Source organism: Streptomyces sp. NPDC037288, assembly GCF_055603265.1.
In genome coordinates this window covers 86,387-99,303 of record NZ_JBVJVY010000008.1, presented here as the reverse complement: position 1 = coordinate 99,303, position 12,917 = coordinate 86,387, and the positions used below count along the sequence as shown (strand labels likewise).

General features: G+C 71.9%; 12 protein-coding genes. 8 read left to right on the top strand and 4 right to left on the bottom strand.

Annotated features, from left to right (window positions below):
* Nucleotides 1–196: 196 nt before the first annotated feature.
* The 4 genes from ACZ7GZ_RS12310 to ACZ7GZ_RS12295 all read left to right on the top strand — a co-directional run bounded on the left by ACZ7GZ_RS12310 (nucleotide 197) and on the right by ACZ7GZ_RS12295 (nucleotide 5,660).
* Complete coding sequence (locus ACZ7GZ_RS12310; RefSeq protein WP_471023371.1) at nucleotides 197–1,534, top strand: sensor histidine kinase; 1,338 nt, start codon at nucleotides 197–199, stop codon at nucleotides 1,532–1,534.
* 192 nt (nucleotides 1,535–1,726) lie between these two features.
* Complete coding sequence (locus ACZ7GZ_RS12305) at nucleotides 1,727–2,416, top strand: LuxR C-terminal-related transcriptional regulator (RefSeq protein ID WP_471023368.1); 690 nt, start codon at nucleotides 1,727–1,729, stop codon at nucleotides 2,414–2,416.
* 261 nt (nucleotides 2,417–2,677) lie between these two features.
* Nucleotides 2,678–4,606 (top strand): 2-oxoacid:acceptor oxidoreductase subunit alpha, encoded by a 1,929-nt coding sequence (locus tag ACZ7GZ_RS12300; protein ID WP_471023366.1) that lies wholly within the window; start codon nucleotides 2,678–2,680, stop codon nucleotides 4,604–4,606.
* Nucleotides 4,599–5,660: a 2-oxoacid:ferredoxin oxidoreductase subunit beta gene (locus ACZ7GZ_RS12295; RefSeq protein ID WP_471023363.1), complete on the top strand. Its 1,062-nt coding sequence runs from the start codon at nucleotides 4,599–4,601 to the stop codon at nucleotides 5,658–5,660. The genes ACZ7GZ_RS12300 and ACZ7GZ_RS12295 overlap by 8 nt, the downstream gene beginning before the upstream one ends.
* 15 nt (nucleotides 5,661–5,675) lie before the next feature.
* Here ACZ7GZ_RS12295 and ACZ7GZ_RS12290 read toward each other — a convergent pair whose 3' ends face one another.
* The gene (locus ACZ7GZ_RS12290; protein ID WP_471023360.1) at nucleotides 5,676–6,080 is read right to left on the bottom strand and encodes a winged helix-turn-helix transcriptional regulator; all 405 of its coding nucleotides are present in this window, start codon (nucleotides 6,078–6,080) and stop codon (nucleotides 5,676–5,678) included.
* A gap of 99 nt (nucleotides 6,081–6,179) precedes the next feature.
* Between ACZ7GZ_RS12290 and ACZ7GZ_RS12285 the strand changes: the two genes are divergently transcribed.
* The 3 genes from ACZ7GZ_RS12285 (at nucleotide 6,180) to ACZ7GZ_RS12275 (ending at nucleotide 8,642) form a co-directional block, all read left to right on the top strand.
* Entirely contained in the window at nucleotides 6,180–7,034 is an 855-nt protein-coding gene (locus tag ACZ7GZ_RS12285) for an SDR family oxidoreductase (protein ID WP_471023359.1), read from the top strand.
* A gap of 114 nt (nucleotides 7,035–7,148) precedes the next feature.
* Complete coding sequence (gene rarD / locus ACZ7GZ_RS12280) at nucleotides 7,149–8,099, top strand: EamA family transporter RarD (protein WP_471023358.1); 951 nt, start codon at nucleotides 7,149–7,151, stop codon at nucleotides 8,097–8,099.
* Nucleotides 8,100–8,162: 63 nt separating this feature from the next.
* Nucleotides 8,163–8,642: a VOC family protein gene (locus ACZ7GZ_RS12275; RefSeq protein WP_471023357.1), complete on the top strand. Its 480-nt coding sequence runs from the start codon at nucleotides 8,163–8,165 to the stop codon at nucleotides 8,640–8,642.
* Nucleotides 8,643–8,989: 347 nt separating this feature from the next.
* Here the strand turns inward: ACZ7GZ_RS12275 and ACZ7GZ_RS12270 are convergent, their stop codons facing one another.
* Nucleotides 8,990–10,219, bottom strand: coding sequence for a hypothetical protein (locus ACZ7GZ_RS12270; protein ID WP_471023355.1), 1,230 nt, complete (start codon nucleotides 10,217–10,219; stop codon nucleotides 8,990–8,992).
* A 195-nt stretch (nucleotides 10,220–10,414) separates the two neighbouring features.
* Between ACZ7GZ_RS12270 and ACZ7GZ_RS12265 the strand changes: the two genes are divergently transcribed.
* Nucleotides 10,415–11,008, top strand: coding sequence for a flavodoxin family protein (locus ACZ7GZ_RS12265; RefSeq protein WP_471023354.1), 594 nt, complete (start codon nucleotides 10,415–10,417; stop codon nucleotides 11,006–11,008).
* A 2-nt stretch (nucleotides 11,009–11,010) separates the two neighbouring features.
* Here the strand turns inward: ACZ7GZ_RS12265 and ACZ7GZ_RS12260 are convergent, their stop codons facing one another.
* Together ACZ7GZ_RS12260 and ACZ7GZ_RS12255 are read right to left on the bottom strand one after the other, a co-directional pair.
* Nucleotides 11,011–11,892 carry an ABC transporter permease gene (locus ACZ7GZ_RS12260; protein ID WP_471023353.1) on the bottom strand — a complete coding sequence of 294 codons (882 nt, stop codon included), beginning with the start codon at nucleotides 11,890–11,892 and terminating at the stop codon, nucleotides 11,011–11,013.
* Nucleotides 11,879–12,895: an ABC transporter ATP-binding protein gene (locus ACZ7GZ_RS12255; protein WP_471023350.1), complete on the bottom strand. Its 1,017-nt coding sequence runs from the start codon at nucleotides 12,893–12,895 to the stop codon at nucleotides 11,879–11,881. The genes ACZ7GZ_RS12260 and ACZ7GZ_RS12255 overlap by 14 nt, the downstream gene beginning before the upstream one ends.
* Nucleotides 12,896–12,917 lie beyond the last annotated feature (22 nt).

The following is a 12,917-nucleotide window of genomic DNA, read 5'->3' as shown; positions in this document are numbered from 1 at the left end:
CGCGCACGACGGCGCCGGCAGCCGACCGCACGAAGACGCCGGCCGCAGCGGACGACGGCCTGTCCGCCGGAGGCAAGGGGTGGGGAAAACCCCCGGCCCGAGACGCCGACGGACTCCATGGCCCGGCACCCCCCGGCACAGGACTCTGGAGACACGGCTGAACCGCCGCTCGAACGAGAAGAACGGGACGACATCGATGGCCACGGAGTACGGACACGGGTACGGGCGGGGGCACGGGCGGTCCGCCGGAACCGGCTATCGGCTGCCCGCCGCGTTGCGGGCGCCGTTCGAGGCGCGCAGCTGGCGCGAGCTCGGCTACGTCCTGCTGAGCCTGCCCCTCTCCACCGTGCTGTTCACCTGGACGGTCACCATGGCATCGCTCGGCGTGGGCCTGCTGGTGACCTTCCTCGGCGTCCCGGTGCTCGCGGCGGCACTCGCCGGCTGCCGCGGCTTCGGCGCGCTGGAGCGGGCGCGGGCGCGCGGTCTGCTGCGGCTGGACGTGGCCGAGCCGGAGCCGCTGCGGTTGCGCAAGCCGGGCGCGCTGGGCTGGATGGGCGCGGTGCTCAAGAGCGGCACCTCCTGGCGGAACCTGCTGTACACGCTGGTGCAGTTCCCCTGGGCGGTGTTCTCGTTCTCGGTGGCGGTGAGCCTGTGGACGTGCGGCTGGTCGCTGCTGACCTACCCGCTGTGGTTCTGGGTCTTCCCGATGTACGGCGGCCAGGGCGGGCTGCAGCTGTACGGCGACGAACACCACAGCGTCTATCTCGACAACCCCTTCGAGATCACCGTGACCGCGCTGGTCGGGCTGCTGGTCACCCTGGCCACGCCGTGGGTCGTACGGGCCCTGACGGCGGTGGACGGGCTGCTGGTACGGGGGCTGCTGGGGCCGTCGCTGCTGTCGGCGCGGGTGGTGGAGCTGGAGTCGGACCGCGGGGTCGTGGTCGACACGGCCGCCGCCGACCTGCGGCGCATCGAGCGGGACCTGCACGACGGGGCACAGGCCCGGCTGGTCAACCTGGCCATGGATCTGGGGCTGGCGAAGGAGAAGCTCCGGGAGGACCCGCGGGCGGCGGCGCGGATGGTGGACGAGGCGCACGGCGAGGTGAAGACGGCGCTGCAGGAGCTGCGCGATCTCGCCCGCGGCATCCATCCGGCCGTGCTGACCGACCGTGGTCTGGACGCCGCGCTGTCCGCGGTCGCCTCCCGGTGCACGGTGCCGGTACGGGTCGAGGTCGATCTGCCGGCCCGCCCGGCGCCGGCCATCGAGGGCATCGCCTACTTCACCGTCTCCGAACTGCTGCAGAACATCAGCAAGCACAGCGGGGCCCGGTCCGCCTCGGTGGACGTGTGGTGCACGGAGGACCGGCTGATGCTGCAGGTGACCGACGACGGGGTGGGCGGCGCGGACGTCTCCCGCGGCTCGGGCCTGGCCGGCCTCGCCGGACGACTGGACGCGGTGGACGGCGTCCTCGTGGTGGACTCCCCGTCGGGCGGCCCCACCCGGGTGATCGCGGAACTGCCCTGGCGAGCCTGACGCCCGGTACGACGGCCCCCCGCCCCCCCGCGCACACCCGCCTCCCTCCCCAGGGGACGGCCTCCCGCCCCCTGCCCCCGCCGGTGGCCGGATTGTGCTGTGCGGCGGCGGTGCGGAGCGAATGCTGGGATGCTTGGCCTTCGTACGGACGAGCGTCCGCATGGGCGGGCGTCGTCGCACGAGCGGCATGGCATGGGGGGCCGGGAGATCGTGGAGGACAGGGTGCGGGTGGTCATCGCCGAGGATTCAGTGCTGCTCAGGGAGGGCCTGACCCGGTTGCTGACCGACCGCGGGCACGATGTCGTGGCCGGTGTCGGCGACGCGGAGGCTCTGGTGAAGACCGTCGCGGACCTGGAGGCACAGGGCACGCTGCCCGACGTGGTCGTGGCGGACGTGCGGATGCCGCCGACGCACACCGACGAGGGCGTCCGGGCGGCCGTACGGCTGCGCAAGGCTCATCCGGGGCTCGGGGTGCTGGTGCTGTCGCAGTACGTGGAGGAGCGCTACGCCACCGAGTTGCTGGCCGGTTCCAGCCGGGGTGTGGGCTATCTGCTCAAGGACCGGGTCGCCGAGGTGCGCGAGTTCGTGGACGCGGTGGTGCGGGTGGCCGAAGGCGGTACGGCGCTGGACCCGGAGGTCGTCGCGCAGTTGCTCGGGCGCAGCCGCAAGCAGGACGTGCTGGCGGGGCTGACGCCGCGCGAGCGCGAGGTGCTCGGGCTGATGGCGGAGGGGCGCACGAACTCGGCCATCGCCAAGCAGCTGGTGGTCAGCGACGGGGCCGTGGAGAAGCACGTCAGCAACATCTTCCTGAAGCTCGGGCTGGCCCCGAGCGACGGCGACCACCGTCGCGTTCTGGCCGTCCTGACGTACCTGAACTCCTGAGGACCCGGCCCTGAACTCCTGAGGACCCGGCACCGCCGCTCAGGAGACAAGCGAGGGACGCTCGGGAACTTCTTGATCGGGGTTCCGGCGGCGCGGGTCATCATGCGGGAGAGTGAGAAGCAGCGCGACAGGCCGTCTCGAAACGCCGTCCAATCTTCGGATGGCCTCGGGAAGGCGACCCTAACCGACGTAGGGTTGATCCTGGGATGGTCCGTGGGACGACCACCCGACGGACAGCCGCCTCGAAGGAGGTCCAGTTCAGTGACCAGCCAGGTCAGCAGCCCAGCGGAGCAGACCGACGGAACCGTCGTGGGAGAGCAGCGCAAACCGGGCGGCGCGAAGGACGTGCGGCGCCTGGACCGGGTGATCATCCGGTTCGCGGGGGACTCGGGTGACGGTATGCAGCTCACCGGTGACCGGTTCACCTCGGAGACCGCTTCCTTCGGCAACGACCTCTCCACCCTCCCCAACTTCCCCGCCGAGATCCGCGCCCCCGCCGGCACCCTGCCCGGTGTCTCCAGCTTCCAGCTGCACTTCGCCGACCACGACATCCTCACCCCCGGGGACGCGCCGAACGTGCTGGTGGCGATGAACCCGGCCGCCCTGAAGGCGAACGTCGGCGACCTGCCGCGCGGCGCCGAGATCATCGTCAACACGGACGAGTTCACCAAGCGCGCCCTGCAGAAGGTCGGCTACGACACCGACCCGCTCCACGACGGCTCGCTGGACGGCTACAACCTCCACCCGGTGCCGCTGACCACCCTCACGGTGGAGGCACTCAAGGAGTTCTCCCTCTCCCGCAAGGAGGCCGAGCGCAGCAAGAACATGTTCGCGCTGGGTCTGCTGAGCTGGATGTACCACCGGCCCACCGAGGGCACCGAGAAGTTCCTGAGGTCGAAGTTCGCCAAGAAGCCGGACATCGCCGAGGCGAACATCACCGCGTTCCGGGCCGGCTGGAACTTCGGCGAGACGACGGAGGACTTCGCGGTCTCCTACAAGGTCGCCCCGGCCGCCAAGGCCTTCCCGGTCGGCACCTACCGCAACATCTCCGGCAACCTCGCCCTGGCCTACGGCCTGGTCACGGCCTCGCAGCAGGCGGACCTGCCGCTGTTCCTCGGCTCGTACCCGATCACTCCGGCCTCGGACATCCTGCACGAGCTGAGCAAGCACAAGAACTTCGGCGTCCGCACCTTCCAGGCCGAGGACGAGATCGCGGGCATCGGCGCGGCGCTGGGCGCGGCCTTCGGCGGCTCGCTCGCGGTGACGACGACGTCCGGTCCCGGTGTCGCGCTGAAGAGCGAGACGATCGGTCTCGCCGTCTCGCTGGAGCTGCCGCTGCTGGTCGTCGACATCCAGCGCGGCGGGCCGTCCACGGGTCTGCCGACCAAGACCGAGCAGGCGGACCTGCTGCAGGCGATGTTCGGCCGCAACGGCGAGGCGCCGGTGCCGATCGTCGCGCCGCAGACCCCGGCGGACTGCTTCGACGCCGCGCTGGAGGCGGCCCGGATCGCGCTGACGTACCGCACACCGGTGATGCTGCTGTCCGACGGCTACCTGGCCAACGGCTCCGAGCCGTGGCGGATCCCGGACCTGGACGAGCTGCCGGACCTGCGCGTCCAGTTCGCCTCCGGGCCGAACCACGCCCTTGCCGACGGCACCGAGGTCTTCTGGCCGTACAAGCGGGACCCCGAGACCCTCGCCCGGCCGTGGGCGATCCCGGGCACGCCGGGTCTGGAGCACCGCATCGGCGGCATCGAGAAGCAGGACGGCACGGGCAACATCTCCTACGACCCCGCCAACCACGACTTCATGGTCCGCACCCGGCAGGCCAAGATCGACGGCATCGAGGTCCCGGACATCGAGGTCGACGACCCGCACGGCGCGAAGACCCTGGTCCTGGGCTGGGGATCGACGTACGGCCCGATCACGGCGGCGGTACGGCGGCTGCGGGCGGCCGGCGAGTCGATCGCGCAGGCCCATCTGCGCCACCTCAACCCCTTCCCGCGCAATCTCGGAAAGGTGCTCCAGCAGTACGACAAGGTGGTGGTCCCGGAGATGAACCTCGGGCAGCTCGCCACCCTGATCCGGGCGAAGTACCTGGTCGACGCCCACTCCTACAACCAGGTCAACGGCATGCCGTTCAAGGCGGAACAGCTCGCCACCGCGCTGAAGGAGGCCATCGATGACTGACGCCGGCAACGGACTGCTGCAGCTGGTCCCCAAGGCCGAGGCCAAGCAGTCGATGAAGGACTTCAAGTCGGACCAGGAGGTGCGCTGGTGCCCGGGCTGCGGCGACTACGCGATCCTCGCCGCCGTGCAGGGCTTCATGCCGGAGCTGGGGCTGGCCAGAGAGAACATCGTCTTCGTCTCCGGCATCGGCTGCTCCTCCCGTTTCCCGTACTACATGAACACCTACGGGATGCACTCCATCCACGGCCGCGCCCCGGCGATCGCGACCGGCCTGGCCGCGAGCAGGCGGGACCTGTCGGTGTGGGTGGTCACCGGTGACGGCGACGCGCTGTCCATCGGCGGCAACCACCTGATCCACGCCCTGCGCCGCAACGTCAACCTGAAGATCCTGCTGTTCAACAACCGGATCTACGGCCTGACCAAGGGCCAGTACTCGCCGACGTCCGAGGTCGGCAAGATCACCAAGTCGACGCCCATGGGCTCGCTGGACGCGCCGTTCAACCCGGTGTCGCTGGCGCTCGGCGCGGAGGCGTCCTTCGTGGCCCGCACCATCGACTCCGACCGCAAGCACCTGACGGAGGTGCTGCGCGCGGCCGCAGACCACCCGGGCACCGCGCTGATCGAGATCTACCAGAACTGCAACATCTTCAACGACGGCGCCTTCGACGCCCTGAAGGACAAGGAGCAGGCCGAGGAGACCCTGATCCGCCTGGAGCACGGGCAGCCGATCCGCTTCGGGGCCGACGGCGCGCGCGGCGTCGTACGCAGCCGGGCCACCGGTGATCTGGAGGCGGTCACCGTGACGGCGGAGAACGAGGCGGACATCCTGGTCCACGACGCGCACGCCGCGTCGCCGACCACGGCCTTCGCCCTCTCCCGGCTCGCCGACCCCGACACCCTGCACCACACCCCGATCGGTGTCTTCCGCTCGGTCGAACGACCGGTCTACGACACGGCGATGGCCGACCAGCTGGACACCGCGATCGAGCAGAAGGGCAAGGGCGACCTGGCCGCGCTGCTGGCCGGCGGGGACACCTGGACGGTCGTCGGCTGACCCTGCTGTTCGCCGTCACGAGGCCCGGGACTGGATTTCCCGGGCCTCGTCGTATGCCCGGCGGGCGTTGAGCACGTCGTCCATGCGCTGCTGGGTCCACTGCGCCAGTGCCCGTACCTGCTCCGCCGCCTCGCGGCCCAGCCCGGTCAGGGAGTAGTCGACGCGCGGCGGGATGACGGGCTTGGCGTCCCGGTGGACGAGGCCGTCGCGCTCCAGGGTCTGCAGGGTCTGGGTGAGCATCTTCTCGCTGACGCCCCGCCCGCCGAGGCCGCTGATCGCCCGGCGCAGTTCGCTGAAGCGGTACGGGCGGTCGAGGAGCTGGATCAGCACCAGCACCCCCCAGCGGCTGGTGACGTGCTCCAGGACCAGGCGATGGGGGCACATGGCCTCGCCGCCGCCCTTCGACTCACTTACCGCCATGACCGTACCTTACTTCAAAGTGGGTACTTTCGCTCAGTTAGCGCCATCCCTAGGGTGAGTGCCATAGGCAGACAACGGCACCCCCAAGGAGTCCCCACCATGAGCATCGTCGTCACCGGAGCCACCGGACACCTCGGCCGGCACGTCGTGGAACAGCTGCTGGAGAAGGTTCCGGCGGAGCGGATCACCGCCGTCGTGCGCGACGAGACGAAGGCCGCCGACTTCGCGGCACGCGGAGTGAAACTGGCCGTCGCCGACTACAACGCCCCCGACACCTTCGACGGCCTGTTCGCCGCCGGCGACAAGGTCCTGCTGATCTCCGGCAACGAGTTCGACAAGGGCCGGGTGCGACAGCACAAGGTCGTCATCGACGCGGCGAAGGCGGCGGGCGTGGCGCTGCTCGCGTACACCAGCGCCCCGGGCAGTCTCACGGCGGCGCTGGCGGACGACCACCGGGCCACCGAGGAGGTGCTGCTCGCCTCCGGCCTGCCGTACGCGCTGCTGCGCAACGGCTGGTACCACGAGAACTACACCGAGAACCTGGCCCCGGTGCTGGAGCACGGCACGGTCGTCCAGGCCGCCGGCGAGGGCCGCCTCTCCTCGGCCGCCCGTGCCGACTACGCGGCCGCCGCGGTCGCGGTGCTGACCGGCGAGGGCCACGAGAACACGACGTACGAACTGGGCGGCGACGAGGCGTGGGGCTTCGCCGAGTACGCGGCCGAGCTGAGCCGGCAGACCGGCAAGGAGATCACCTACACCCCGGTCTCCGTCGAGGCCTTCACCGGCATCCTGACCGGCGCCGGGCTGCCCGGCCCGCTGGCCGCGGTCCTGGCCGGTGTGGACGCCTCGGTCGAGAAGGGCGAGCTGGTGGTCTCCTCCGGGGATCTGTCGCGGCTGATCGGCCGTCCCACCACCCCGCTGGCGGAGGCGGTTTCCGCCGCGCTCAAGGGCTGAGCGATCCGGTGACACCACCCCGGCTGTCATGACCGTATGGCAATATGGCCATGACAGCCGGGGGTGCGCGGCGCTACCTTCGTTCTCGCGTGCGTGACGGGAGAGGGAGGGGCTGTGGCCGGGAAGTCCAAGGGTGAGCACCGGATAGGCCTGCTGAACGGCTTCGCGGCCTACGGCATGTGGGGCCTGGTGCCCCTGTTCTGGCCCCTGCTGAAACCCGCCGGGGCGGTGGAGATCCTCGCCCACCGCATGGTGTGGTCCCTGCTGGTCGTCGCCGTCGCCCTGCTCTTCGTCCGGCGCTGGGCGTGGGCCGGACAACTGCTGCGCCAGCCGCGCCGGCTCGGGCTCATCGCGGTGGCCGCCGCCGTCATCACCCTGAACTGGGGCGTCTACATCTGGTCCGTGAACTCCGGCCATGTGGTCGAGGCCTCCCTCGGGTACTTCATCAACCCGCTGGTGACCATCGCGATGGGCGTGCTCCTGCTCAAGGAGCGGCTGCGGCCCGTGCAGTGGGCGGCGGTCGCGACCGGCCTCGCCTCCGTCGTCGTCCTGACCATCGGCTACGGCCGCCCCCCGTGGATCTCGCTCGTCCTCGCCTTCTCCTTCGCCACCTACGGCCTGGTCAAGAAGAAGGTCGCCCTCGGTGGCCTGGAGTCACTGGCCGCCGAGACCGCGATCCAGTTCCTGCCCGCGCTCGGCTATCTGCTGTGGCTCGGCGGACACGGAGGCACGAGCTTCCTGAACGACGGCACCGGACACGCCGCCCTGCTCGCCTCCACCGGCGTCGTCACCGCGCTGCCCCTGGTCTGCTTCGGCGCGGCGGCGATCCGCGTGCCCCTGTCCACGCTGGGCCTGCTGCAGTACCTGGCCCCCGTCTTCCAGTTCCTGTGCGGCGTCCTCTACTTCCACGAGGCCATGCCACCCGAGCGCTGGGCCGGATTCGCCCTGGTCTGGCTGGCACTGGTGCTGCTCACGGGTGACGCGCTGCGCTCCGCGCGGAGGCCGAGGGAGCCGCTCGGGACACCCCGGGTGAACACGCCGGATACCGCGCCTGTGGACGCGTGAACCGGGGGGCTCCGCTCCCGTGAACGCCGCTGATGTCAGTGCTCCCCGCTATAAGTGGTGAGCATGTCGACTCAGCCGCCCACCGAGGCCCCCGCCCCACTGCACTGGAAGCTCGTCATCGACGCGGCCGACCCGCACGCACAGGCCGACTTCTGGGCCGCCGCGCTGCACTACACGGCCGAGGACAACAGCGCCCTCGTCGAACGGCTGCTGTCCCTCGGCGCGTTGCCCGGGGAGGCCACCGTCGAGTACCACGGCCGCCCCGCCTTCCGCGACCTGATCGCCGTACGGCACCCCGACGACCCGTACGACCCGGAGACCGGCACGGGCCTCGGGCGGCGACTGCTCTTCCAGCGCGTACCGGAGCCGAAGACCGTCAAGAACCGGCTCCACCTCGACCTGCACGCCGGTGCCGGGCAGCGCGCGGACGAGGTGGCACGGCTGCGGGCGCTGGGCGCGCACGTACTGCGCGAGGTGAAGGAGCCCGCCGGCGAGTGGGTGCTGATGACGGACCCGGAGGGCAACGAGTTCTGCGTGCAGTAGGGCTGCCGCCGGGACCGGTTCCGGCGTGGCCGGTTGCCGGGTCCGGGCGGGCGCCGCGCCTGGACGCCCATCCGGTGCGGGCGGACGCCGCGCCTGGACGGGCGTCCTGTCCGGACCGGCGTCAGGCCACGGGCGGGCGTCAGGCCACGGGCGAGCGTCAGGCCACGGACCGGCGTAGGCCACGGACGGGCGTCAGGACCAGGCAGTCGTCAGGACCAGGCAGTCGTCAGGACCAGGCAGTCGTCAGGACCAGGCAGTCGTCAGGACCAGGCAGTCGTCAGGCCACGGGCGGGCGTCAGGATCAGGCAGTCGTCAGGCCACGGGCGGGCGTCAGGATCAGGCAGTCGTCAGGCCTGCGCGGCGCGAGCCGCCCGGTCGGTGAGGCGCACCATGCGGGCGCGGGCGGACTCCAGCGGGCGGGGGTCGTCGGCAGCGGGGCCCGGCTCGCTGCTGAGTTCCGCCCACAGGTCGATCAGGTCCCGGCCCAGCCGCAGCCCCTCCTCCGGGTCGCGCACCGCGCGCCAGGCGGTCGCCGCGCTCTGCACGTTGCCATAGGCGGCCTCCGCGTCCCGCGCCTGCCGGCGCAGCCGGGCGAGGTCCAGGGACAGCTGGAAGGCACGGACCGGGTCGCCCGCCAAGTAGGCGATGTAGGCGGACAGTTCGCGCAGGTGCAGCACCTCGGCATGGCGGGGGCCCAGCACGGCGGACGCCTCGGCGACCGTACGGTCGGCGAGTTCCGCCGCCGCCTCGACACGGCCCTCCCGCACGGCCTCGTTGATCCGCGTCATCGGCTCGGTGAGCAACTCGGCCCCCTCCGCGGTCTCGGTCACGGGCTCGTCCCCGAGCACCTCCTCGGCGACGGCGTCGAAGCCCCGGGCGGGGGTGTGGGTCGGAGCGGGGTCGGGGGCAGAGGCCATGAGCGCGGATGCCATGGAGGCCAGGGCTGCGGGGGCGGAGACCCTGGAGGCCGGAGCGGCAGGCGCGGTCACCACGGAAGCCGGGGCCGTGGCAGCCGGGATCGGGGCGGCCGGGGCCGCGGGGGCGTAAGCCGGGGGGACGTAGGCCCTGGGTGCGGGCTCGGGCTTCGGGGCGTCGGCGGCGGGCACCGGGGCCTCCCTGACCGGCATGACCGGCGCGGGACCGAACTGTCCCGTCGGTACCTGCACCGCCCCGGCCGGCTCCGGCTGCTCCCCACGGGGCACGTCCCGCGCGCCCTCCGCCACGGCCACGGCCGCCGGTGACGCAACGTCGGCCGAGCGCGGCCCGCCCGGCCCGCTCGCCGCGGCCACCCGCATCGCCCGCCCCGTGACCCGGCTGGAGCCGTCCGCCGAGACCTCCAGTGGAACCACGCAGCCCACGCGGTCGTCGTGGATGGTGGCGCGTATCGGGGCGCCGAGGCTGATGGCCAGGCGCTGCAGGTGGTCGAGGACGGCCTGTTGGATCTCCTCGCCCGGCCCCGCCACCACCGACGCCCCACCCACCGACGCGCTTCCCGCGCCGAACACCCGCACGGCCACCACCGCCGGATGCACCGCGGGCTGCTGCACCCGCTTCTTCTCGAAGCTGAGTCGGGCCATCGGTTTTCCCTCACTCCCCCGGCGTCGCGATCCGGTCGTACGCGTCCTGCCGACCAGTGTGTCGGTTTCCCTCGAATTCCACGTCACCGCAGCGTCACAGCCTCGCACCAGCCGCACCCTGGCCAGAAGTGCTTGCGTGTGCATAAAATGCGCACGACTCTAACCGTCGTACGCCAGCACCCACCTGGGGGACCCATGAGCCGCCGTTTTCTCTTCGTCCTGGGCAGCTCCCGCGCCGAGGGCAACACCGAACTGCTGGCCCGCAGGGCCGCCGAGCAGCTGCCCGGTGATGTCGAACAGCGCTGGATCCGCCTGGCCGACCACCCGCTCCCCGACTTCACCGACGCGCGGCACGACAGCGACCACGTACGGCCGCCGTCGGACGGCCCCGCCGGTCTGCTGCTGGACGCCACCCTCGCGGCCACCGACATCGTGATCGCCTCGCCGTTGTACTGGTACTCGGTGTCCGGTCTCACCAAGCGCTACCTGGACCACTGGTCCGGCTGGCTGCGCACCCCGGGCCTCGACTTCAGGGCGACCCTGGCCGGCCGCACGCTCTGGGGCATCGCGGCACTGGCGGACGACGAGCCGTCCGTCGCCGACCCCTACGCCGGCACACTCAACAACTCCGCCGCCTACATGGGGATGCGCTTCGGCGGGGTGCTGCTCGGCAACGGCAGCGCGCCCGGCGACGTGCTGAAGGACACCGAGGCGCTGGCACGCGCGAAGACCTTCTTCGCCCAGGACGCGCCCCTGGCCCGCTTCCCGCACGAGAAGGCCGCCGGCTAGGCCTACGCGCTGATGTCCTTCGTCGTGAACCGCGCCCAGGCCGCCGAACCGAACACCGCCGCGTACAGCGCCTGCAGGCCGAGGTTCTTCACCAGGCCGTCCCAGTAGACGGGGTCGCGGATCAGGTCGGCGAAGGACAGCCAGTAGTGCGGGAAGAAGTACGGCCGCAGCGCGTGCAGCTGGGGTATCTGGTCGAGGATCTGGACGGTGATGAGCAGGCCGACGGTGGTCGCCATCGCCGCGATGCCGCTGCCCGTGAGGGTCGACACGAACAGGCCCAGCGCCGCCACGCCGACCAGCGAGGCAGCGACCACCAGGGCGATCAGCAGGGCCCGGCCGAGGCCCTCGGCGAAGCTGATCCGGGTACCGGAGATGGTCGTCAGGTCGCCCAGCGGGAAGAGCAGCGCGCCGACGATCAGAGCGGAGACGGCGACGACCAGGGTGGCCAGCAGACAGAACGCCATCACGGTCGTGTACTTGGTCAGCAGCAGCCGGGTACGACCGGCCGGGGCGACCAGCAGATAGCGCAGGGTGCCCGCCCCCGCCTCACCGGCTATCGCGTCGCCCGCGACGACCCCGACGGCCATCGGCAGGAAGAACGGCAGTGTCGCGGCCAGCGCCGTGAACACCAGGAACAGGCCGTTGTTGGTGATCTGTGCGAGGAACGCCGGGCCCTGCCCGCTGTGGTCCGCCGTCCCGCCGCCGCGCGTCTGGATCTTCACCGCGATCCCGACCAGCACCGGCACCGCGGTCAGCACGCCGAGCAGGGCGAGGGTGCGCCAGCGCCGGAGGGTCGTGACCAGTTCACTGCGCAGCAGCCCGAGCGTCCACAGCGGACTCGGCCGCCGTACGGCGGTCGCCGGGACCGTTTCAGCCCGCGACATCGAAGCCCTCCCCCGTCAGCGCCACGAACGCGTCCTCCAGCGAGGCCCGTTCGACCGTGAAACCCCGGACCCGCACTCCCGCCGCGACCAGGGCCGCGTTCACCTCGGCGAGGTCGCGTGCGGGTGGTTCGCCGCCGACCCGGTCGCCGTCGGCGATGACATCCCCGACGCCCTGCTCCTTCAGCACCCGGGCCGCCTCGGCCGGATCCGGGGTGGTCACCACCAGCCGGCCCCGCGCCCCGGCCGCCAGGTCGGCCACCGCACCCTGGGTGACGAGCCGGCCCCGCGCCATGACCGCCGCGTGGGTGCAGACCTGCTCGATCTCGTCGAGGAGGTGGGAGGAGAGGAAGACGGTCGTGCCGTCGGCGGCCAGCTCCCGGATCAGGGTGCGGATCTCGCGCATGCCCTGCGGATCCAGGCCGTTGGTGGGCTCGTCCAGAACCAGCAGCCGGCGTGGCTGGAGCAGCGCGGCGGCCAGGCCGAGGCGCTGTTTCATGCCCAGCGAGTACGCCTTCGCCTTCTTGCCGGCGGCCGCCGTGAGGCCCACCCGGTCCAGGGCTGCGGCGACGCGGGCGCGCCGGGTGCGGGGGTCGGCGGTCGGGTCGGCGGCGTCGTAGCGCAGCAGGTTGTCCCGGCCGGAGAGGAAGCCGTACAGGGCGGGCCCCTCGATGAGCGCGCCGATCTGCGGGAGAACGGCACGGGCCGCCCGGGGCATCGGGCGGCCCAGCACACGGGCCGTGCCCGCCGTCGGCTCGATCAGGCCCATCAGCATGCGGATGGTGGTGGTCTTGCCGGAGCCGTTCGGGCCGAGGAAGCCGAAGACGCTGCCCGCCGGGACGGTCAGGTCGAGGCCGTCGACGGCGAGTTGTCCGCCGCGATAGCGCTTGGTGAGGCCGCGGGTGACGATGACGCCCGCCTCCGCCCGGGCCGGGGCACGCCGCTGTGCGTCCCCCGGTTCCCCGTTCTCCCCCGCCTCGCGCTCCCTGGCGGACGGTTCGTCCATCGGCTCCCCCTCGATTCGCCCT

What these genes read in the sequence shown, in the direction of transcription:
- ACZ7GZ_RS12295 (WP_471023363.1), top strand. Translation starts at nt 4,599, where the DNA reads ATGACTGACGCCGGCAACGGACTGCTGCAGCTGGTCCCCAAGGCCGAG.
- ACZ7GZ_RS12270 (WP_471023355.1), bottom strand. Translation starts at nt 10,219, where the DNA reads ATGGCCCGACTCAGCTTCGAGAAGAAGCGGGTGCAGCAGCCCGCGGTG.
- ACZ7GZ_RS12310 (WP_471023371.1), top strand. Translation starts at nt 197, where the DNA reads ATGGCCACGGAGTACGGACACGGGTACGGGCGGGGGCACGGGCGGTCC.
- ACZ7GZ_RS12305 (WP_471023368.1), top strand. Translation starts at nt 1,727, where the DNA reads ATGGGGGGCCGGGAGATCGTGGAGGACAGGGTGCGGGTGGTCATCGCC.
- ACZ7GZ_RS12290 (WP_471023360.1), bottom strand. Translation starts at nt 6,080, where the DNA reads ATGGCGGTAAGTGAGTCGAAGGGCGGCGGCGAGGCCATGTGCCCCCAT.
- ACZ7GZ_RS12285 (WP_471023359.1), top strand. Translation starts at nt 6,180, where the DNA reads ATGAGCATCGTCGTCACCGGAGCCACCGGACACCTCGGCCGGCACGTC.
- ACZ7GZ_RS12255 (WP_471023350.1), bottom strand. Translation starts at nt 12,895, where the DNA reads ATGGACGAACCGTCCGCCAGGGAGCGCGAGGCGGGGGAGAACGGGGAA.
- ACZ7GZ_RS12275 (WP_471023357.1), top strand. Translation starts at nt 8,163, where the DNA reads ATGTCGACTCAGCCGCCCACCGAGGCCCCCGCCCCACTGCACTGGAAG.
- ACZ7GZ_RS12265 (WP_471023354.1), top strand. Translation starts at nt 10,415, where the DNA reads ATGAGCCGCCGTTTTCTCTTCGTCCTGGGCAGCTCCCGCGCCGAGGGC.
- ACZ7GZ_RS12260 (WP_471023353.1), bottom strand. Translation starts at nt 11,892, where the DNA reads ATGTCGCGGGCTGAAACGGTCCCGGCGACCGCCGTACGGCGGCCGAGT.